The 19,705-nt window shown below is 42.4% G+C and carries 28 protein-coding genes and 2 pseudogenes; 5 read left to right on the top strand and 25 right to left on the bottom strand.

What is annotated here, in order from left to right:
• Together IQO02_RS08365 and IQO02_RS08360 are read left to right on the top strand one after the other, a co-directional pair.
• Window positions 1-1,664 (top strand): ABC transporter transmembrane domain-containing protein (locus IQO02_RS08365; protein ID WP_228006029.1); only part of this gene is annotated, 1,664 nt, incomplete at its 5' end.
• A gap of 207 nt (window positions 1,665-1,871) precedes the next feature.
• Entirely contained in the window at window positions 1,872-2,336 is a 465-nt protein-coding gene (locus IQO02_RS08360; RefSeq protein WP_010441044.1) for an acyl-CoA thioesterase, read from the top strand.
• A gap of 137 nt (window positions 2,337-2,473) precedes the next feature.
• Here IQO02_RS08360 and IQO02_RS08355 read toward each other — a convergent pair whose 3' ends face one another.
• Entirely contained in the window at window positions 2,474-4,729 is a 2,256-nt protein-coding gene (locus tag IQO02_RS08355; RefSeq protein ID WP_016793517.1) for a peptidase U32 family protein, read from the bottom strand.
• 173 nt (window positions 4,730-4,902) lie between these two features.
• Here IQO02_RS08355 and IQO02_RS08350 point away from each other — a divergent pair, with 173 nt between their 5' ends.
• On the top strand, window positions 4,903-5,493 hold the full coding sequence (locus IQO02_RS08350; RefSeq protein ID WP_016793518.1) for a glutathione S-transferase: 591 nt from the start codon (window positions 4,903-4,905) through the stop codon (window positions 5,491-5,493).
• 200 nt (window positions 5,494-5,693) lie between these two features.
• On the opposite strand, the gene IQO02_RS08345 is transcribed toward IQO02_RS08350, so the two are convergent.
• From IQO02_RS08345 to IQO02_RS08320, 6 genes are all read right to left on the bottom strand, one after another.
• Window positions 5,694-6,143, bottom strand: coding sequence for a GyrI-like domain-containing protein (locus IQO02_RS08345; protein WP_016789561.1), 450 nt, complete (start codon window positions 6,141-6,143; stop codon window positions 5,694-5,696).
• Window positions 6,144-6,191: 48 nt separating this feature from the next.
• Window positions 6,192-6,425, bottom strand: a complete 234-nt coding sequence (locus IQO02_RS08340; RefSeq protein WP_010441052.1) for a hypothetical protein — start codon at window positions 6,423-6,425, stop codon at window positions 6,192-6,194.
• An 8-nt stretch (window positions 6,426-6,433) separates the two neighbouring features.
• A complete protein-coding gene (locus IQO02_RS08335; protein WP_016788695.1) occupies window positions 6,434-6,685 on the bottom strand; it encodes a Rho-binding antiterminator in 252 nt (83 codons plus the stop codon).
• Window positions 6,686-6,855: 170 nt separating this feature from the next.
• Window positions 6,856-7,488, bottom strand: coding sequence for a type B chloramphenicol O-acetyltransferase (catB, locus tag IQO02_RS08330; protein ID WP_102282599.1), 633 nt, complete (start codon window positions 7,486-7,488; stop codon window positions 6,856-6,858).
• Between the two features lie 92 nt (window positions 7,489-7,580).
• Window positions 7,581-8,312 (bottom strand): SDR family oxidoreductase, encoded by a 732-nt coding sequence (locus tag IQO02_RS08325; protein WP_010441057.1) that lies wholly within the window; start codon window positions 8,310-8,312, stop codon window positions 7,581-7,583.
• Between the two features lie 16 nt (window positions 8,313-8,328).
• On the bottom strand, window positions 8,329-8,784 hold the full coding sequence (locus IQO02_RS08320) for a nuclear transport factor 2 family protein (protein ID WP_016793988.1): 456 nt from the start codon (window positions 8,782-8,784) through the stop codon (window positions 8,329-8,331).
• Window positions 8,785-8,969: 185 nt separating this feature from the next.
• Here IQO02_RS08320 and IQO02_RS08315 point away from each other — a divergent pair, with 185 nt between their 5' ends.
• Window positions 8,970-9,302 carry a PBPRA1643 family SWIM/SEC-C metal-binding motif protein gene (locus IQO02_RS08315; RefSeq protein WP_010441062.1) on the top strand — a complete coding sequence of 111 codons (333 nt, stop codon included), beginning with the start codon at window positions 8,970-8,972 and terminating at the stop codon, window positions 9,300-9,302.
• Window positions 9,303-9,487: 185 nt separating this feature from the next.
• Here IQO02_RS08315 and IQO02_RS08310 read toward each other — a convergent pair whose 3' ends face one another.
• The 12 genes and pseudogenes from IQO02_RS08310 to IQO02_RS08265 form a co-directional block, all read right to left on the bottom strand.
• The gene (locus tag IQO02_RS08310; RefSeq protein WP_016769256.1) at window positions 9,488-9,712 is read right to left on the bottom strand and encodes a hypothetical protein; all 225 of its coding nucleotides are present in this window, start codon (window positions 9,710-9,712) and stop codon (window positions 9,488-9,490) included.
• Between the two features lie 85 nt (window positions 9,713-9,797).
• Window positions 9,798-10,205, bottom strand: coding sequence for a bleomycin resistance protein (locus IQO02_RS08305; RefSeq protein ID WP_010441065.1), 408 nt, complete (start codon window positions 10,203-10,205; stop codon window positions 9,798-9,800).
• A gap of 151 nt (window positions 10,206-10,356) precedes the next feature.
• Entirely contained in the window at window positions 10,357-10,809 is a 453-nt protein-coding gene (locus tag IQO02_RS08300; RefSeq protein ID WP_010441067.1) for a DUF302 domain-containing protein, read from the bottom strand.
• A gap of 186 nt (window positions 10,810-10,995) precedes the next feature.
• A complete protein-coding gene (locus IQO02_RS08295) occupies window positions 10,996-11,238 on the bottom strand; it encodes a hypothetical protein (RefSeq protein ID WP_016769255.1) in 243 nt (80 codons plus the stop codon).
• A 141-nt stretch (window positions 11,239-11,379) separates the two neighbouring features.
• A complete protein-coding gene (locus IQO02_RS22445; RefSeq protein ID WP_010441071.1) occupies window positions 11,380-11,541 on the bottom strand; it encodes an NUDIX hydrolase in 162 nt (53 codons plus the stop codon).
• Window positions 11,538-12,065, bottom strand: a complete 528-nt coding sequence (locus tag IQO02_RS08290; RefSeq protein WP_016793521.1) for an adenylate kinase — start codon at window positions 12,063-12,065, stop codon at window positions 11,538-11,540. Before IQO02_RS08290 ends, IQO02_RS22445 begins: the two co-directional genes overlap by 4 nt.
• Before the next feature lie 266 nt (window positions 12,066-12,331).
• On the bottom strand, window positions 12,332-12,610 hold the full coding sequence (locus tag IQO02_RS08285; protein WP_016769253.1) for a hypothetical protein: 279 nt from the start codon (window positions 12,608-12,610) through the stop codon (window positions 12,332-12,334).
• Between the two features lie 82 nt (window positions 12,611-12,692).
• Entirely contained in the window at window positions 12,693-13,055 is a 363-nt protein-coding gene (locus IQO02_RS08280) for a DUF6404 family protein (RefSeq protein WP_102282598.1), read from the bottom strand.
• A gap of 232 nt (window positions 13,056-13,287) precedes the next feature.
• Window positions 13,288-13,410, bottom strand: a pseudogene (locus IQO02_RS22550) (GNAT family N-acetyltransferase); the annotation flags it as partial.
• Window positions 13,391-13,716: pseudogene (locus IQO02_RS08275) on the bottom strand (glyoxalase). The pseudogenes IQO02_RS08275 and IQO02_RS22550, both read right to left, overlap by 20 nt.
• A 103-nt stretch (window positions 13,717-13,819) precedes the next feature.
• On the bottom strand, window positions 13,820-14,518 hold the full coding sequence (locus tag IQO02_RS08270; protein WP_016799745.1) for a pseudouridine synthase: 699 nt from the start codon (window positions 14,516-14,518) through the stop codon (window positions 13,820-13,822).
• On the bottom strand, window positions 14,518-14,679 hold the full coding sequence (locus IQO02_RS08265) for a hypothetical protein (protein WP_010441083.1): 162 nt from the start codon (window positions 14,677-14,679) through the stop codon (window positions 14,518-14,520). Before IQO02_RS08265 ends, IQO02_RS08270 begins: the two co-directional genes overlap by 1 nt.
• A 209-nt stretch (window positions 14,680-14,888) precedes the next feature.
• Here IQO02_RS08265 and IQO02_RS08260 point away from each other — a divergent pair, with 209 nt between their 5' ends.
• Complete coding sequence (locus IQO02_RS08260) at window positions 14,889-15,290, top strand: YkgJ family cysteine cluster protein (protein WP_032546566.1); 402 nt, start codon at window positions 14,889-14,891, stop codon at window positions 15,288-15,290.
• 72 nt (window positions 15,291-15,362) lie between these two features.
• Here the strand turns inward: IQO02_RS08260 and IQO02_RS08255 are convergent, their stop codons facing one another.
• The 6 genes from IQO02_RS08255 to IQO02_RS22120 form a co-directional block, all read right to left on the bottom strand.
• Window positions 15,363-15,764, bottom strand: coding sequence for an NUDIX hydrolase (locus IQO02_RS08255; protein ID WP_010441089.1), 402 nt, complete (start codon window positions 15,762-15,764; stop codon window positions 15,363-15,365).
• Between the two features lie 227 nt (window positions 15,765-15,991).
• On the bottom strand, window positions 15,992-16,372 hold the full coding sequence (locus tag IQO02_RS08250; RefSeq protein WP_010441092.1) for an STAS/SEC14 domain-containing protein: 381 nt from the start codon (window positions 16,370-16,372) through the stop codon (window positions 15,992-15,994).
• 112 nt (window positions 16,373-16,484) lie between these two features.
• Window positions 16,485-16,997: an HAD family hydrolase gene (locus IQO02_RS08245; protein WP_016793525.1), complete on the bottom strand. Its 513-nt coding sequence runs from the start codon at window positions 16,995-16,997 to the stop codon at window positions 16,485-16,487.
• Window positions 16,998-17,152: 155 nt separating this feature from the next.
• On the bottom strand, window positions 17,153-17,617 hold the full coding sequence (locus IQO02_RS08240) for an ASCH domain-containing protein (protein ID WP_016788702.1): 465 nt from the start codon (window positions 17,615-17,617) through the stop codon (window positions 17,153-17,155).
• Window positions 17,618-17,850: 233 nt separating this feature from the next.
• Window positions 17,851-18,906 carry a glycerophosphodiester phosphodiesterase gene (gene glpQ, locus IQO02_RS08235; protein ID WP_016784463.1) on the bottom strand — a complete coding sequence of 352 codons (1,056 nt, stop codon included), beginning with the start codon at window positions 18,904-18,906 and terminating at the stop codon, window positions 17,851-17,853.
• An 84-nt stretch (window positions 18,907-18,990) separates the two neighbouring features.
• The coding region (locus IQO02_RS22120; RefSeq protein WP_228006028.1) for an MFS transporter at window positions 18,991-19,705 on the bottom strand (715 nt) is incomplete at its 5' end.

The raw sequence follows: 19,705 nt of genomic DNA, 5'->3' as shown, positions 1-19,705 counted from the left end.
TCTTTACGGCAAGCTTAACGCTGTCTGTTGGCCACGGTATTCGTCTGCTTATCGATCAGGGGTTTAGCCAACGTTCATTAGAAGATTTAGGCAGTGCGATTCAATTCATCATGGTGGTCGTGGTATTAATCTCGATTGGTACCTTTTTCCGCTTTTATTTGGTCTCTTCTGTTGGGGAGCGTGTGAGTGCGGATATTCGCCTATCGGTTTTCAACCACGTTGTGACGCTGCACCCGAGTTACTTCGAAACCAATGGCAGTGGCGACATCATGTCGCGTATCACAACCGACACAACTCTGCTTCAAAGCATCATTGGTTCGTCATTTTCTATGGCGATGCGAAGCGCGCTAATGTGTATTGGCGCAATCATCATGTTGTTTGCGACCAACATTAAGCTAACGCTGATCGTGTTGGCCTCTGTTCCGTTTATCTTGATCCCGATTTTGGTATACGGACGACGTGTGAGAGCTCTCTCTCGCCAAAGCCAGGATTCGATGTCTGATGTAGGCTCTTATGCTGGCGAAGCGATTGAACACATCAAAACAGTGCAAAGCTACAGCCGAGAAGCACAGGAGAAAGCATCATTCGCAATTGAAGTAGAAAAGGCTTACGAAATTGGTCGCCAACGCGTAAAGCAGCGTGCGATTCTTATCTCTGGTGTGATTGTTATCGTGTTCAGTGCGATTGCAGGCATGCTTTGGGTTGGCGGCAGTGATGTTATTAGCGGCACTATGTCGGCGGGTGATCTGGCTGCATTTGTCTTCTATGCGATCATGGTTGCTTCATCGCTAGGTACGATTTCTGAAGTGATGGGTGAATTGCAACGTGCTGCAGGCGCAACAGAACGTTTGATCGAGATTCTACAAGTTGAAAGCCACATTGTTGCGCCTGTAGAAAACCCAACGTCACTGGATAACGTGACACCAGAAGTCGCTTTTGATGATGTGACCTTCTGTTACCCATCAAGGCCGGACCAGCCCGCAACAAGCAACCTCACGCTCACTGCCCATGAAGGCAGAGTATTGGCATTGGTTGGCCCGTCTGGCGCAGGTAAAACCACCCTATTCGAACTGTTGCAACGTTTCTACGACCCACAAGTAGGTAAAGTGACGTTAGGCGGTGTTGAACTGAATCAGTTTGATCCGAACGAATTAAGAAAGCAGATGGCGTTAGTTCCTCAGCAACCCGCCCTGTTCAGTAACGATGTGTTCCATAACATCCGATACGGAAACCCAGAAGCAACGGACGAGCAAGTTATCGAGGCGGCGAAAAAAGCGCATGCGCACGAGTTCATTCAGAACTTACCTGAAGGCTATCACAGCTTTCTTGGTGAACGTGGCGTGAGATTGTCTGGCGGTCAGCGTCAGCGTATTGCCATCGCACGAGCCATCTTAAAAGACCCGAATATTCTATTATTGGATGAAGCAACCAGTGCGCTAGACAGCGAAAGTGAACATCATGTTCAACAAGCTTTGGAAGAATTAATGCGTGGCAGAACGACCATCATTATCGCGCACCGTTTATCAACAATTAAACACGCCGACCAAATTGCAGTACTCGATAAAGGACAGCTAGTAGACATCGGCGACCACCAGTCGCTCATCAATAGCTGCGAATTGTACCAACGCTTGGTTGAGCTGCAATTCAAACACCTTAGTCGATAAGTTATAGATCAAAGACGCTTAAATCATTAAGTAAACTAGGGGCTAGTCATTAAGTCATGGAAGACTAAGTCCCTGACATTATGTGGTTTCAAGCTTCAAAAACTTAAATCACACGTGTTGCAGTTTTGTTAATTTAACGGTAGGGTTTTTATTCCAATAACAACTTATCCCGATGAAGGGTAAGTAAATAACAATAAGAGAGTTCGCATGGAAGCACTATTATCTGACTACCCGGTAGTAACAGAAATCCCTGTCGCTTGGGGAGAAATGGACGCACTCAATCACGTTAATAACGCCGTATATTTTCGCTATTTCGAAACCGCTCGCTTAGACTTTTTCAAGCACGTCGAGCTGATGGAAGAGATGGCGATTACCAAAGTTGGCCCTGTTCTTGGCGACACTTATTGTAAATATTTCCGCCCGGTCACTTATCCAGACACGCTGATGATTGGTTCTCGTGTTACAGACATTCAAGACGACCGATTCACCATGGAATACGCGATTGTCAGTAAGGCTCAACAGAAACTGACGACAGTTGGTACTGCGACCATCGTGATGTTTGATTTTGCTTCAAACCAAAAAGCCCTGCTCTCGTTGCGCTTAACCAATGAAATCGAGAAGATGAACACATTAAAGAGTCCATGCTTTAAACAGGAAGCGGTGACGGAATAACGCATTCGCCGATTAAGAATACTCAGATACAAAAAAGCCACTCGATTGAGTGGCTTTTTGTTTGGTCTTCTGGACTTATAAGCTTTTAGCTATAAACGTTGGAGCTTATAGACCTTTAATCCTATAAACCTTGAACGCTATAGACCTTGAATGTATTGAGCGTTAGTACGAATTTCGACTAGCTGCTCTAGGTTCTGTTGTGAACCATCAACGCCATCAATCAAACCTTGGAAGTGTTTAATCAGCTCTACTTTGTCTTGTACTTCTTTAGAACCTGCACCGATGTTGGTTAGGTCGATGAAGAACTCGTCGAACAGGCCCGAGAAATCCGTTACAGCGTCATGGTTTAAGAACTGCTCGTGGTTGTAAATGCTTGGGTAGCCACCCTTCTGCTTATCAACCGCGAAAGAGATGCCTTTAACGTTAGTAATCGTGGTCGCTTTCTCACATTTCAACATACAACCCGCTTCGATGCTTGGCTTGTTACAACCGACGGTTCTTTGGAAGAAACACTGACGGCTAGTCATCATCAAGATTGGGTGGTAGATGCTGTAGAACAGTTTGAAGTTCTCTGGGCGGCGAATATGACGAATCTGACCTTTGTTGATCTCGTTCGAAATGAATGCGCCTGCACAGTTAAGCTCTTCTTTCAGAGTAACCAGTGCGTGAGAGTTGGTTGTGTTCATGAACGGGCCGGCAACCCACTCAATACCCATCTCGTAAGCTTTGTAAGCAATACCCGTGTTGTTGGTCACGATGCGAGCTGGCTTGATCTCTTCAAGAATACGAACAGCTTCGTCGTAGTCTTTACCGATCAATACTGCAGGGAACCAAGGGATCAAACGTGGGTTTTCGGCCAAGATATCGATGTACTTGTTGCAACGCTTCTTGAAGCTTTCCGGCAGTTTGAAGTAAACATCTGCGTCAGTCACATCACATAGGTGCAAGTCTTCCACATCCGCGATAAGCATCGACATAGTCGGCTTCTCATTCACTTTAGGGTGCTGAGGCAGTGCTGGCACTTCAACGTGCTTAATTACTTCTACAGAACCGTTCAGAATAAAGTCGATTTCATCTTTAAGATTGGACACTTCTTTCAAAGGAACAATCAGGCCAGCATCAAGGTTATCGAAGTTGTAGCTTTCTAGTGTATGAACCGCACTCTTCACAGTTTTAAAACGCTTCTCAAGTAGCTCTTGATCGATCGCCTTCTCACTTGCCGCTATCAATAACGATTTAGATTGAACCGTAAAGTTCTCTTTTGATGTGTTCACTGTCACCGTGAATGGTTGACCAAGCTTCGCGCTAAACGACAATGACACGGGTGTTTTACGAATATCAAGGAACTCGATCTTGTCGCGCATTTCGCTGCCTAGCGCATTCTTAGCTTCGTAAAGATCGCTGGTCACTTCTTGAATTTGCACAACAGAGATTTCATTGTTCTCTTTCGTCGCTTTATCAACGGCGTAGTTCATGCTGTTGTCACGCGGGTTATCGATGAACATGTCTTTCGTTAGGTTCCCCTTAAGGAAAGAGTTGGTGAAATCACGGTTGAATACTTTGTGCAGGTTCGAATCATCTTCGATCAACAAACCACTTTCTACAAAGCTATCAATCTGTTTGCGCCACGTATCTACTACTGTGTATACGTAGTGTGCGCCTTTAATACGGCCTTCTACTTTCAACGAGTCAACTTTTGCGTCAACCAGTTCAGGTAGGTCGTAGTAAGCGGAGTTATCTTTCAAGTTAAGTGGGAACTTGTTGCCCGCATTGGTGATTTCGTATTCATCACGACACGCTTGGCTACAACGGCCACGGTTACCTGAGTTACCCACACTTACAGAGCTTGAGTAACATTGACCAGAGAATGCGATACACAAAGCACCGTGTACGAACACTTCGGTTAGTACATCGTGATCATGTGCTACTTCTGTCAGCATCTTGATTTCAGGTAGGTTCAACTCTCGAGACAAGTTAACGCGTGTTGCGCCAATTTTAGACAAGAACTTAATCTGGCCTTCGTTGTGCGTTGTTAACTGAGTCGACGCGTGAACATCTAATGATGGGAAATGCTTTTTCACCAAATCGAACAAACCAAGATCTTGAACGATGATGCCGTCTAGTTTGGTGTTCACTAATTGATTTAGCAGTTTAGTGATGCTCTTAATTTCATGTTCCAGCAGCACAACGTTAAGAGTCAGAAACACTTCACAGCCATATTCATGAGCAAGGCGAATCACACCATTCAACTCATCTAACGACAGGTTAGAGGCTCGGTTACGAGCGTTGAAGGTGTCTAAACCGCAATAAACTGCATTGGCACCGGCCACGATAGCTGCTTTAATCGCCTCTACATCGCCACCTGGGGCTAATAACTCAATCTTTCTGCTCATTTTTGAAGTCGCTCACTTACTTATAATTTTTAAGCCGCGTATTCTACCTACATCACGATCTCTTTACCACCTAACAACACTTTTCAAACTAAATGACCTCAATAATGCCAAACGAATCCGATTTACCTATCCTTTATTCTTTACGTCGCTGCCCTTACGCAATGCGCGGACGAATGGGCATCGCACTATCACAGCAAAAAGTGTTACTCAGGGAAATCATTACCAAAGACAAGCCTAGCGAACTATTAACCAGTTCGCCAAAAGGTACCGTTCCGGTCTTGGTGTTGCCAAATGGACACATCATTGAACAAAGCATAGATGTCATGAACTGGGCTCTTCAACAAAACGATCCTCAAGATCTTCTTCGTTCAAGTAATCCAACACTGAGCGAACAAGTCCACCAGCTCATCAAAACCAACGATGAAGATTTTATTGGCCACTTAGAAAAGTATCGCGCGTCGGTTCGTTATCGAAACATCGATGTTGAACAACGTCGACAAGCCTGCGAAGCGTTCATTAATCAATTAGAAGTGCTACTCACCGATCAGACCTACTTTTTTGGAGTAACCCCAAGCTTGGCCGATTTTGCGGTAATGCCTTTTGTCAGCCAGTTTGTGCGGGTCGAAAAGAAGTGGTTTGTACAATCTGAATACAAAAACGTAGGACGTTGGTTAAGAGCGCACTTGGAAAGTAAGCTCTACACCCAAGTCATGAAGCAATACCCTTTGTGGAATGAAACCAAGCAAGATTGTGTTTTTGGGTGACTTAAGGGTATTTGAGGTACTCTAGGGGAATTCAGGGTTAGATAAGCGTAAGTATTAAGATAATTACGTGACACTGTATCTTCTTTGTAATTAAAATATATTCAAAGGCTTAACGGATGGCCGTAGTCTCTTGACCGGCTACCACCATCTCCTAACTAGTAACACAACCTAAGTTAAGCCTGTTGTTTATTTTAAACTGATCACTGAATCGCTATCGAAATCTCGACTTCAGTTTCGCCTTTGTAGAATTCAAAATCTGTCGTGTAAGTTCGAACGTGTGAACAATCAGGTGAGTTGAAATACGTCCACACTTCTCCCCATAGATCGATGACCGCTTGAGGAAGTTCACCTTCAGCAGAAAACGTCAGATATTTGCCTGCTTCAATCTTGGTTTCAATAAGATTATTTAAGTCTTGATCCGTTAACGCATTAGCACACGCGATAACATCAAACTCACCCGTAAAATCAGACTCGTAATTAGTGTAGACACCGTACACTTTTGAATCCGGCGTCAGTTTGGGAAAAGCCTGATCAAAAAAGCCCTGCCACAATTGACCTATCTTCGCTTTAGTTGGGTCAACCTCATCCTGATTAGTGGTTCTTACTGAAAACCCATACGCCTTTACGGCTTCAATCGTTTCTACTTTCATTCGTTTTATTCCTAAGCCAACGATGGTTTGAGCATATTGAATCGATACCTAATCTTCAATCTCTTTATGACCACACTTCTCACACACTATATGACGAGAAAATTCGTCCATAGATGCGATAAATGGGCCAAGAAACCAACCTTTTATCATGCCTGCCCAAAACTCGCTTCGCTTTTGGTTAGGTTTCTCTGCAAACGCACTCGTCTTTCTGACCAACACCACAACGTGCTGTGTATCTTCTCGGCATGCGGTGCAATAGCATTGTTCTATGGTGTTATTCATTTGAAAGCCTATGACGTTTTGAATGAAATCTGCTGAAAATGAGGGTTGTCGACACAAACTTCTAGTGTGGAAAGGTCTGTGAGTATGACAAGTTGTTCTACACCTTGAATACTGACCTTAATGCACTCTTCACGGCTATCATTGCGTTGAGTATCTAATCCGACACATTCAATCTGCTCGCCAGATTTCAGCGTTAATTTGATTGGGTATCGGTGCATACACACAATCTCAATATAATCGTAATCGTTGCAACTAATCATAATACCCTTCCAATTCATCCACCACGCTAATGCGACATGCCATACTATTCAATATCTTTACAATCAATAAGTTACTCGTATCACAATCGCATTGCCATAATCAGATTATTGAGTAATTTGTTAAATTTAATCTCGTTCTCACCATTCACATTTCATCTGTGAACGACAATTTAAGGCTTCAAGAATCCTTTCCAATAATGGTACAAACCACCAATTTCTGAAGAACACATTAGCGACATTGCGCCTTTGATTTGTTCTTCGCTCCATTCCCACCATTTCATTTCTAACAACTGAGCCATTTCAGTCTCATTGAAACGATAGCGAATATGACGTGCTGGGTTTGAACCGACAATGGAATAAGGTGCGACGTCTTTCGTAACAACAGCTCTACTTGCGATAATGGCACCGTCACCGACTTTAATGCCACTCATGATCATAGCTTCTGTGCCAATCCAAACGTCATTACCTATCACGGTGTCGCCAGAACGTTCAAAACCATCAACCGCACGTTCGAACTTTTCATCGTCTTGATAGAAGAATGGGAAGGTACTCACCCATTGATTTTGGTGGCCTTGGTTGCCCGCCATCATAAATACAGCACCAGAGCCAATTGAACAGTAACGACCAATAATTAGCTTGTCGATATCAGTTCTATCAGGCAACAAGTAACGTGCACAGTCATCAAAACTGTGATTATGGTAATAGCCTGAATAATAACTGTGCTCACCGACGATGATATTCGGGTTGGTCACTTGCTCTTTCAGTGATCTACCAACAAACGGACTTTCAAAATAGTTTTTCATGTTTGTACTCTTAGTTTCATTCTTTTAGTTTGGTACTTTTAATGGCCTATTGATGGTTAACTGAGTTCTCTGAATGTTATGGACGCTGGCCTCTATCGCCCACCTGCAATATCTATAAACGAACCTGTCACATAGGAAGCTTCGTCTGATAATAACCACGCTATTGAGTTCGCAACTTCTTCTGGCGTACCACCACGTTGTAATGGCAATTGTGCCGCTAATCGGTCAACGCGATCAGGTTCTCCACCGTCTGCATGCATTTCGGTATAAATACACCCTGGCCTTACACCATTAACTCGGATATTACGGGACGCTAGCTCAAGCGACAGACCTTTGGTCAATGAATCCATCGCACCTTTCGAAGCAGCATAATCGACATATTCAAATGGTGCACCGGTTCGAGATGCTGCAGAGGATACATTCACAATCGAACCTGCGTCTCCAGCTTGTTTGATAAAGGCTTTACTACATAAAAAGCAGCTCGATACATTCGACTTCATGACCTTTTCAAAGCGGTCTAATTCGATATCAACCAATGCTGATTGGGTAAATAAAATCCCGGCGTTATTAACCAAATGAGTTACAGGGCCTAGTTTATTACGAGCGATCTCAAACAAGGATTTGACGTCTGATTCAACAGACACATCCGCACGTACGCTGATAGCAGTTCCACCCTGTTCACGAATTTCATTAACCAGATCTTCGGCTCTTGTTTCGTTGTGAATAAAGTTAACACATACCGCATAGCCTTTATTGGCCAACAGTTTCGACGTCGCTGCGCCAATGCCTCGGCTCCCGCCCGTTACTATTACTACCTTGTTCAATGAAATCTCCTAATGCTTACTTATTCGACGCGCCTTTATTATTCAACGCAACTTTATTATTCGATGCAAGCTGATTGTTCGATATAGCCTGATTGTTCGTCACAATCTGAACCCACTGTGATCGCCACGCTGGCGCTTCAAATGGATCTGGCCAAAACTCCGTTTGCTTTTGAATCAAGCCATCGACAACCGTGTGAAAAGTAATCACGCGATCTTTCAATACGCTGTCAGTGACCGAGACATCCGTCACCACCGTATCACCTTCACAGACAATCGAGTTGAGCTCGAACTCCCAAACTCCGTTAGCTGGGTATTCAGAATTGATTGCTGTAAAGTTGCTTCGACCAGTCGTCAACTCAGACGACTGAGGCCAATGTCCTTGAAAATCGTCTGCCAACCATTCACTCGCCTTTGCAAAATCATTGGTCCTCATTGCGTCCCAAAAACCAAGTACCACTTGCTTTGGTTTCATTGCTCTTCCTTAATTAGCTCAATGTAGCGAAGTATCTCAATATGATGATTACACGCACTTCCGCTCTGACCGCTAAAAGAACATTCACATCACTGCTTTATCAATTTCAATATATCAGTATAATCCCCCGCTCTATAACGCTCTCCCGTTGGAATAGCGTCATCCCAATTTGTAATGAGTACCCAATGTCGAAACTATTTTTCAAAGGCCGTATCGAGACAAGACAAAATCACGTTCTTGCTGGCTACAACGTAAACCGCGATGTTAAAGCGGGTACTGAAGAGTCACCAATCGCAGTAATGGTTCAAACTGAAGCTCGTAAAGCAGAAGTTGAAGCTCTAGCAGCAAACAGCGCTATCTTTGTAAACATTACAGTAGATGCAAACAAAGAAGAAAACACGCTTGAACTAGATACGCTATTAAACAAGCCAAAAACGATGACGTTTGAAAAAACACCTAATCGTAACGATCCATGTTCATGTGGTAGCGGCAAGAAATACAAGAAGTGCTGTGCTTAAGCGTTCTGAATTTCAATAACCAAGACTGTGATTGAGATTAGCGATTAAAAGACGGGTAGATCACAAGATCTGCCTGTTTTTTTATGTCCTTTTTATAATAAACACTTTGTTTATTGTTCGACTTTGGCACAACATTTGTCTAGAACTCTAAACTGAGTAACCAAGAAACTAGCCATCAAAAGACGTTAATCAAGGTTATCGGGAGTACGTAAATTAGTACCACACTTTGTGCATTTGTAGTCACCAGTTCCACCACTTGAGGCTAACGACGATAAAATCAGTCCAAGCAATCCAGGTTTCTTTGCTTCTTGAGGTGCTTTTTGAACTTGGTTACTAAACATGGTGTATTTATGACGAGTCAGTACTTTGCAATTACAGCAAAATGCTCTGGTTTCTTCACTCCCGTACATGTCGGAGTATTCCTTTAATCGTTTACTTATGTTGTTTTAATCGCATTGTGAATGTTGGCCGAAGATCTATGCCAAAGGCATCAATTCAATGGCGGTCCTGACAAAATCGAAATAAGTAGCCATCTGGCGTTTGAACAATGAATTGCTTTTGAATCACGACACGGTCATCGCATGAGTACGATTTAGACTCTAATGTTAAGTAAATAGACGCTTTAGACTGGTCACTAACTTGTTGATACAAGGTATCGATGTCCGACACATCCCATTGAAAGTTTACCCCTCGCCCAAACGGTACTTCTAGCTTATCTGTAATCCACTTACGACTATCGCCATTAAGCCCTTCGAGCATGACATCGACACCATCCAGAGTCAGATAAGCAAAGGCTTCTTCTGGACGTTCGTATTTAACCGAAAAACCCAACACTTCCACAAAGAATGACTTACTCACCTCTATATCTAAACAATAAAGTTCAGGTACTACTCGTAATGTCATGATGTCCCTATTTCGTTATTCCTGATGACGTGCAAAGTAAAACCTACACTCTATAAGAAACCCACCATATTGGGTGGGCTTCATCGTTCACTTCTTGTCTAAGCAGTTTAACTGAATGGCGTTAAACAAGGTTTCAGGCTCGAAATCATCATTACTTAGCGATTGTCGCTTCCGATAATTTACTCAGCACACCTGATATTTTCTTAATCACCTCATCACAGCCGTTAATAGCATGACGTTCCATCAAGTAATTAGGATCGTTGTAAGACAACCAGACTTTCTTATTCGAATCTTCGGTTACAAGCACTTTCTGTGGTAAATCAATCGCCACATCTTGCTGGCACTGCATCAATGGCGTACCAACCTTAGGGTTTCCAAAAATAATAACTTCGGTTGGTCTCAATTCAAGATCAACACTGCTCGCGTTTTTCTGATGGTCGATTCTTGCGAACAACGTTAAGCCTTTGCTTTTAGCGATACTTTCAAAACGGTCAGCGGTTTCTTTTACCGAGTAATTACTTTGGTACTTAATCAAACCGTCAGAAGCGGCGACTGAAAATGATGCCGCAAGTAAAACGGCGCCTAGTGATAGTAATTTTTTCATTGTTACCTCTGAGAGTTAGCCTAGTTAAACACATCATTTCTAACGCCACTTTAAGGTAAGTAGCACAACCAATACCAGTATAGACACGTTTCAATACTCAATTTGCCCAGAGGCTCACCTTTCTTGTTCATCACTCAGCCCCGTCTAAACCCTTCAATCATAAAAGCCACAAGCCTCATCGACACATTAATGCCACGATGTTGTGTTGCATTTTTCACATTCGTATTGTTGCTCTTCTTCAACAAAGAAACTGCTAGAATGAGAGTCTGATTTAAACAGTGTCGTCATCAAGAACTCGATCAACATACCAAACTTAAATTGCTTCATTTCTGATGCAGAATCGTCAGGTTTGGTTATTGGGAGGTGAGGCGTCAAAGCGTTGCACTTCTCGCAGTTGTACGGGTGTTTAATGTATTTGTTATCAAGCATTTATATAAGCCAATCAACAATATAGTGTAGATTATATATTATCAACTTATAAATCCTCCCACTAACATCTTATAAATAATTAAGAACGAATAGTGATGCATAGCAAAAATGTGCTGATTCGGACTCAAAACCGATAATTACTTAGTTGACCTCGTTTTTAATCCTTTCATAAGCTTCCCATAAGGCGATGCGATTAGAATCATACTCTAAGAGCCGGCAAGCCTCTTGGTAGCAGAACCAACGAAGTTCTGTATGCTCATTCGATGGCCGAGGTTCATTAGATACTTGAAACGGCACTCTCATCGATGTTCCTTAATCATGCACTTCAATACAAAATCATTTAACTCCGCAACAGTTTTGATTACATGAACTTCTTTCTCAGGCGACTTTCCAAGTACCTTTAACATAAAGTCATCGTTCCAAAATTTTGGACACAATTTTAGTATTTTGTAGCTTTGTAATGTGCCTTTAAAAATAGAGCTTCCATCAGGCCAACCTTCTGGTTTGACGAATAACCCTTTTAGCAAACGCTTGGCGACGAACCAATAACTGACTGAATACGGAAGGTCGATATACACAAGCGTGTCGGCTTCTTCTAAACGTTGATAGAACAAACTGATCGGCCCTAACCCATCCATGATCCAAGTTTCTGAATTGATTATCTTATCGTGAATGTCTTTAAATACTTCTTTATCGACTAATTCACCACTTGGTTTGTATACCAAGGAATCCAATTGATGAAGTGGCAAATTGGTAACAGAAGCAAGTACTTTGCTTACTGTCGATTTTCCACTGCCTGGCTTACCAAAAACGGCTACTTTTTTCATGTAAACTTCTCCAAGAGTCTATTTCCCCGAAAGATAGATACACAAAACCCACCTTTACGGGTGGGTTGATTAGTCTAGAGCGTATCGAATCCCACCATTCTATGGAATGATGATAATTCGGTAATTAACGTGCTTTAGACTAGTTTTCATACAGCCACTTTCATATATTGGAAGTAACATGTCAATTGGATTCATTTAAAAAATACAGAATGAGCCTAGCGATATTATTAGCTCAACTCCCGTTAATAGGCAGCGGAACAATAAAGTTATGCAAACACACAAAAAACCAGAGGTACTAAGCTGGCGATCAAGAAACGGCTTCCTAAGTTCGTGTTTTCCAACTTATTCACTACCGTCGTTTTGGCTGAATCATTATCGATCAGACTACTCGCAGTCACTCCTGCCACATTGCTTGGATCACTATATCCAACGGTATGTCCAGTAAATGAAAACAACGTTCCTAACCCAAGGAGAACCAGCATCGTATAAAATGCGTAGTCACTTAAAAAGTGAATAGAGAGATAACCAAACTGCCACTCAAGCACATAAATCGATCCAAACGTGACAAGATTGGAACAGGCAATAAACGCTATTAACTTCTTCAAAATTTTATACCTCAGTGTATTGTTAGTTCTCTGTGAGTTTATTCTGTTCAAGCCACCGTTCTAGTGTGCTGAGCCCATACTTCCGTCGTGCTCTAGCCACCTCAAGAGTAGAGCATAACCCGGTACATAAACCGAAGAACAAAGAGCAATACACTTGGAATGTTGTGAAACCTTCAAACTGCCAAAATAACAACCACATAAATCCACCCCAAAAAACAGAGCCAAATATAGCTTGAAGAAAAAACAACTTAAACGGGCTTTCAAATACCCGAGACTTCGCTTCAATACGAAGTAACTTCCACCATAGGTAAAAGTATGGATTCGTTAATTGAGGTTTCACGCCCTTTTCTACCAGTAGGACTCTTACAAACTCCATTTTCTGCATAAATAATCCTTACCTTGAAACCAATAAACCAGGACGCCTTTTAATGACAACGGTATTGAACCGCACAAACAACTTCCCTGGTACATTTGATCTCCTTAACTGAAAGTCCCTAATTCACCCGTGTAATATATGGGTAACGTTGTGACCTAGCCTAACTCATTAGGCCATGAACGAACACTGAATTGGGCCAAAAATGCCACGCATATTGAATCAGTTAAATATATTCATAATGTTAAACGTTGCTGTTACTAGAACTATTAAATGAATACATTCGAACTTCGTCACGTGGAAACCAGCCCAGCTTTTCGTAAAACTGTTGAGCGTTGATACTGTCGTTATAAACAAATAAATGGGACACTACTTGGGTCAATGATACAAAACTCAAGCATTCCCCAAGGCTGCTCAACAACCTCGGAAACGGTAACTTAAAATTCCGACACTACATTAGAGTTTTGGATGTCTTGAGACCAACTTTTTACGTCTTCAACCAGCAAGTGCATCATGTAATTGTGACAATGCGCAGGTTCATAAAAGTTTTGCAGAAGGAAGGCACAACTGCCATGTCGTAAATATCGTGAAATTCAGACATAACTTCAAAGCCGATTGACTGGTAAAAACGCTTAGATAAACTGAGGTCTTTCGCGGGTACGAAAGACTTAATTTCTGAGACTTTGAGGTTTTACATCCTACATCCTACATCCTACATCCTACATCCTTATAGTATTGATATTCTGATGCTAACTCGCTTTAAGAGATTAAAACATTTATTCCGAGCCCTGCTGAAATGAGTCGACTTCGGCTTTGGTTAGATAACGCCACTGACCTACTTCAACATCTAAACGAACATCACCAATCTGTTCACGGTGAAGACCAACAACTCGATTCCCTACCGCAGCAAACATTCGTTTTACTTGATGAAACTTACCTTCTGTAATAGTCAACAGCACTTCTTTACTGGTAATCACTTCAAGCTCTGCCGGACGCGTCGGTTTTTGTTCGCCTTGCAATTGAATGCCCGCTTTGAACTTATCAGCGACATCATCTTTGATATCTCGTGACAATGTCACGCGGTATACCTTCTTACATGACTTGGTTGGCAGCGTAATATTGAATGACCATCGCCCATCATCGGTAATCAAAACTAAGCCTGTGGTGTCAGCATCTAAGCGCCCTACTATGTGCAATTCTGATACTTTGCCTATCTCGATGTAGTTGAACAGCGAGGGATAGACTTCGTCGATATTGGAGCAAATAGTACCCGCAGGCTTGTGCATTAAGAGGTAACGAAATTCACGTAAATGAAGCGGCGTGCTGTTTAACAAGATGGTGTTGCTTTCGTGAACCTGAGTCGATTCGTCGGTGACAGTCTCACTGTTTACATTCACCTCGCTATTACGGATGCGTTCAATCGCTTCAGGCTTGGTTAGTTCAGTGCTTTTACATAGGTATTTATCAAGGCGCATTAATCGTCGGCACCACATTTAGCACAAGGCTTATAAGTTCGTTCACCTTGCTCGATAACCACATAATCACCTATGCACTTGTCACATAAAGCGAGCTTTGGGTAAGCGTCTTTTTGTTTCTTTGCGTTGATGTTGCCTTCGGTGGTGTATACCGTTCTCATTTTGATGCCTTTGCTTGAATAACGTGAGAGGCACAAATTGTATCACTGTTTACAGCTTTGATTGGAGTGGTCGTGCATAGATAAATTAATTTTAAGTATCGCTATTCCAAGTTCGCGCCCCTTAACGGTATAAGCATGAACAACTAAGGCAACGTGCCACGCCTATCAGTGGTAAAATGACAAAAGCTCACCAACCAATGAAGTCACTAATGAAAAATTGTAATCAATGCGGGAAATGCTGTATCAAATACGGAGATGGCGACCTTGCCGCAACGCAAGAAGAGATTGATTTGTGGGAGTTGTTCAATCCAGACATCTTTGAATATGTTCGTGGAAGCGAGATCTGGTTCGACCCTGAATCTGGTGAACGTTTAAGCCGTTGCCCTTTTCTGGAACTGGTTCCGACGAAAGATACCAAGGCTCAAGCCAGGTACACCTGTAGCATCTATTTAGACCGACCAGAAGATTGCAGACATTATCCAAGCCTGATTAATGAGATGGTACGAGATGAGTGTGAAATGATTGAGGTAGTGGATTTACAAGACACGAAGAAAGCTCAAAGGAAACTCGATCTATTGATGAAAGACAGCCGCCCTTCAAGCTATTCTTAAGTGATGATCTTTTAAAGATCAGTCTGCAACATTAGCTAATTAGCACTAATACAGCTGATAGATGCTAAAACCTTAAGCCAAATACTGGTTCGCTTCTAACCAATCAAGCGCAACCAGTGCTGCCAATGAGCATACCGCTCTGTCGTTACCATCAACAAACTTAAGCTCTTCGATTTCAGCATCTGGAGACAGTTCGCCAGTATAATCAGCAAGATAACAAGTCAATTGCACCGATACGCCTTCCGCTTTGCCATCAGCTTGGCCTGTAAAGGTCTCAACGTATTTAATGGAGTCTGACACTAAATCGACAGAGATCTCTTCTTTGATTTCGCGAACTAGTGCTTGCTCATCACTTTCGCCAGCTTCACGCTTACCACCCGGTAGATAGAATAGTTCTTTGCCTTTTGATCTCACCATCAACAACTTGCCGTCTTTGATGAATATCCAAGCCAGCTTATCAATTACCTTATGCATGTCGTTAGACCTTATTTTTGTTTTAGTTCTCGTTTTACTGAATCTGGTCACACTATTACTCTCGACCAAACAAAGCCTGGGTATGTTACACGCTGGAATGAATATACTCTATGGAGTCGAATAGGAATTATCATAGCCAAAATGAAAAATGACAGCTTTCGAGACAATGAGCGTCAACTGTCATTAGTGTTGTTTACAGATTGATCTATAACTGTCTGCGAATAGGATCAATCGACTAGCCACTTAAGTGCAGAGTCGTGATCTTCAAATGACTTAATCTCACCCGACACAAACCAACTGCCGACTTTTGATGCCATTTCTTGCCAACTTTTATCGCCGTAAATAGCAATTTTGTCTATCTTCGAATTGAGCTCTAATCCCAATTTGAAATCGTCCCAAGCAGCCCGCAACTCCCAACCTGTTAAAGATGATATATCGACCAGCATCTTAAGTTCAGATGAATCGAGTTCTTCTAATGTTGTATTTAGAATTGGTATCATTGCTTGGTAATCATTGTGTGTGAGTTTTCCTTTCGCTTTAAACACAACAATGGTTTCACCGTTAACACGTTCAATTCCAACCGATATTCCGTGACGTTCGATACTCATAATCTAGCCCTCATAGTGGAAACTAGAGTTAGCTTAAAGGATTAAACAACAAAGAGATGGGAGATTGACGTCAAAACAGACAAGTGCTTTATCTAGGCTGAATTTCAGAGAGTTAATCGCGCTTCTCCAACAGTTCGCTTAGGTTTTTAATTTGCACGATACGGGGGGGCTCTGACTTAAAATCAACTCGACTAGTGTTCAACCACACCGCTTGCAAACCCGCTTCAAGTGCTGGGTAAATGTCTTTCTCTAATGTATCACCTACCATGGTGATATCTTGAGGTTCAACACCAAGCTTAGAAATGATGGCGGGATAAAAATCCGAGTCGTATTTAGATAAGCCAAGGGTAGCTTTGCAAAAATAACCCGATAAATACCGAGTGAGCCCTACTCGTTCAAAAGCTTTGATGATGTCTTGCTCGCTTGAGTCTAATGCGTTAGTCGCAACATAAAGCTGGTGGGTTTTAGATAGTTCACAAAGTATTTCCCGAGCACACTCGACCACTTTAACTCTCTCCCAGTCACACATCTTCCCTTGTGCATCTGGGAAATCGACCATCAGCGTATTGCCCCAGTCGAATAACACGATTTTTGTTAGATCGATTTGCTTTGTAATATTGTTCATCTTGCCTCCTGCATGCGATGAATTATCTAGCCCTCAAGCGAGCTTATAAGAACTTCTCGAACAGTTAGGCTCATTGTGGTCAACCTTGTTGCTGTTTATTGAGCACGATCTCCTAAACACAAAATTTCACGTATTGTGAATCAACAAAATACCCTTTATTGATAAACCACTTTGAAGCGCTCTAATACGAGTAACATGTCTTCAGCTGGCGATATTTTGAGCTCTTCACATTCACGCGAGAAGAAGTTCCAGTGCGCTTCTTTCCACCATTCGAGTGTTTTATCACCCTCACCTTCCGCGGCAGCAAATTCAGCAGTGACTTCGTTGTATTTGCACTGTGAGACTGAAGTAATCTCTACAATACAAACTGGCTTGCCATCCCAATCAGTGACGACTTGCAAATGCCCTACGACAGGCATCGCTTCCCCTTCATGGCTGTACCAATATTCAAGGCTGCAAGACGCCTGTTTTTCGCCTTTGAGAATCAACTGAGCGCAGAGATTGGCGTTGTATTCATCAGCGCAGTAATAGTCGGAACTAAAAGACGTATATTGAGAAGCCACTTCGGTTGGCAATGTATTGAGGTAACTATCGAGATAATCTTTGCTTCTTTCTTCCATGATTTTTCCAGTTTGAATATAAGGTTCAGTCAGTGAGAAATAACAGACTGTAGTGAGAAATAACAGACTGTAATGTTGGTAAGCTATCAAGGGGAGAGATTGGTGTAAACCTAGGAATTTCAAAATGGTAATTACAGTGAGAACGAGGCTCACAAGGAAGAACTAAAAGCATTTTTAAGTTTTACTTTTAGCTCTTCGTATCTCGTTATTAGTGCTTCGTAACTGGAAGGGAATTAACGGTTAAGGAACTCTACCGCTTTGTCTGGGAAGTCGGTAAACACGCCATCGACTTTAACTTGGTTGTAAAAGACATCCAACATACCATCAAAGTTATCAGCATAGGCTGGGATTCTTCCTGGATCGGCACGGAACGTATACGGGTGAACGTCTAAGCCCGCGTCTTTTGCTGACTTCATCAATGGTTTAATAATGATGTTATCTTCGGTCGATGCATCGTCTACCAACATAGGTTTCCAAGGACCAATGCCGTCAGCATAGCTAGCGACTTTTGCCATGCCGCCTTTCTCAAACATCCAGTCGTAGCTGTACGGCGTCGCTTTCTCACCTTTATAAGTCATGGTTTCGTTCCAATCGGTATAAGCCATCAACTGAACGAGCTTGAGATCCATTTCCATGGCCGGCATAAGTTCATCATTGATACGCTGAAGTTCATTGGCATCAAAACACTGTAAATACACTTTGTCGCCTTTCGATAGGTAACCATATTGATGTAAAGTCGCAAGCACTGCTTTAGAAATATCTTTGCCTTCGTGACGATGGAACCAAGGTGCTTTGATTTCAGGATAAATGCCTACGTCATAACCGAGCGTCTTGTTTAAGCCTTGGATCAGCTCGATTTCTTCTGCAAAAGTAGCGACCCGGAAATCAGACTGCCACATAGGGAAACGTGTTGGGTACCCTGCCACTCTGTTGCCTTGTTCATCGAGGTTAAAGCCTTCAGTCACTTTTAATGATTTGATCTCGGCAAGCGTAAAATCAATGGCATAGTAGCGGCCATCAGCGCGTGCTCGTGTTGGAAAGCGGTCAGCAACATCGGTGACTCTATCTAAATAGTGATCATGTAACACCACCAATTGATCGTCTTTGGTCATCACCACGTCTTGTTCGATATAGTCAGGTTTCATTGCATAGGCAAGTGCTTTGGCAGGCAACGTATGTTCAGGTAAATAACCTGATGCACCGCGATGCGCAATCACTAAAGGTTCAGCAAATGCGTTTGCTGATAAGCTCAATGCCAAAAGAGTCATACACATTGACGTTGTTTTCATTATTTCCATTCCTTTGATAGAAAAGAGGCAGGAATATCCTGCCTCTTTGATTTATTGACGTTGTTTTATTAGGTTAAAGAGCCGTTAAGCTAACGCTTCTTTCTCTTTTTCAAGATTTTTTTGTTTATGATGTGCTCGCTCACCCATGAAGGCATAAAGCAAACAAATTAATGATGCAATACAAGCGCCCACCAAAATAATGAAACCACCATCCCAACCGTAATGGTCAACCATAAACCCAAGCACTGCGTTTGCAGCAACCGCACCACCTAAGTAACCAAACAGACCTGTTAAGCCTGCCGCTGTACCTGCAGCTTTTTTAGGAGCAAGCTCTAGCGCGTATAAGCCGATGAGCATTACCGGACCATAGATAAGGAAACCAATTGCAATCAGCGCCAACATGTCAATCGTTGGGTTACCTGCTGGGTTTAGCCAATAAACTAATACAGCGATAGTAACCAAAACCATGAATAAGATACCTGCAGGTGCGCGTCGGCCTTTAAACAATTTATCTGAAATCCAACCACACAATAGCGTGCCAGGTATACCCGCCCACTCATACAAGAAGTAAGCCCAAGAAGATTTATCTACTGAGAAGTCTTTTGCTTCTTTCAAGTAGACCGGAGCCCAATCAAGTACACCATAACGAATAAGGTAAACAAACGCATTAGCAATCGCGATTGACCACAACAACTTGTTAGAGAAAACGTACTTAAAGAAAATCTCTTTCGCCGTCATTTCTTTCTCATGGGATTTATCGTAGTCGTCTGGGTAATCGTCTTTGTGTTCTTCAATTGGT

Source organism: Vibrio sp. OPT24 (assembly GCF_015163545.1).
GTDB classification, from domain to species: Bacteria; Pseudomonadota; Gammaproteobacteria; order Enterobacterales; family Vibrionaceae; genus Vibrio; species Vibrio cyclitrophicus.
The sequence above is the reverse complement of the archived record's forward strand: the minus strand, read 5'-3'. Positions and strand labels throughout refer to the sequence as shown.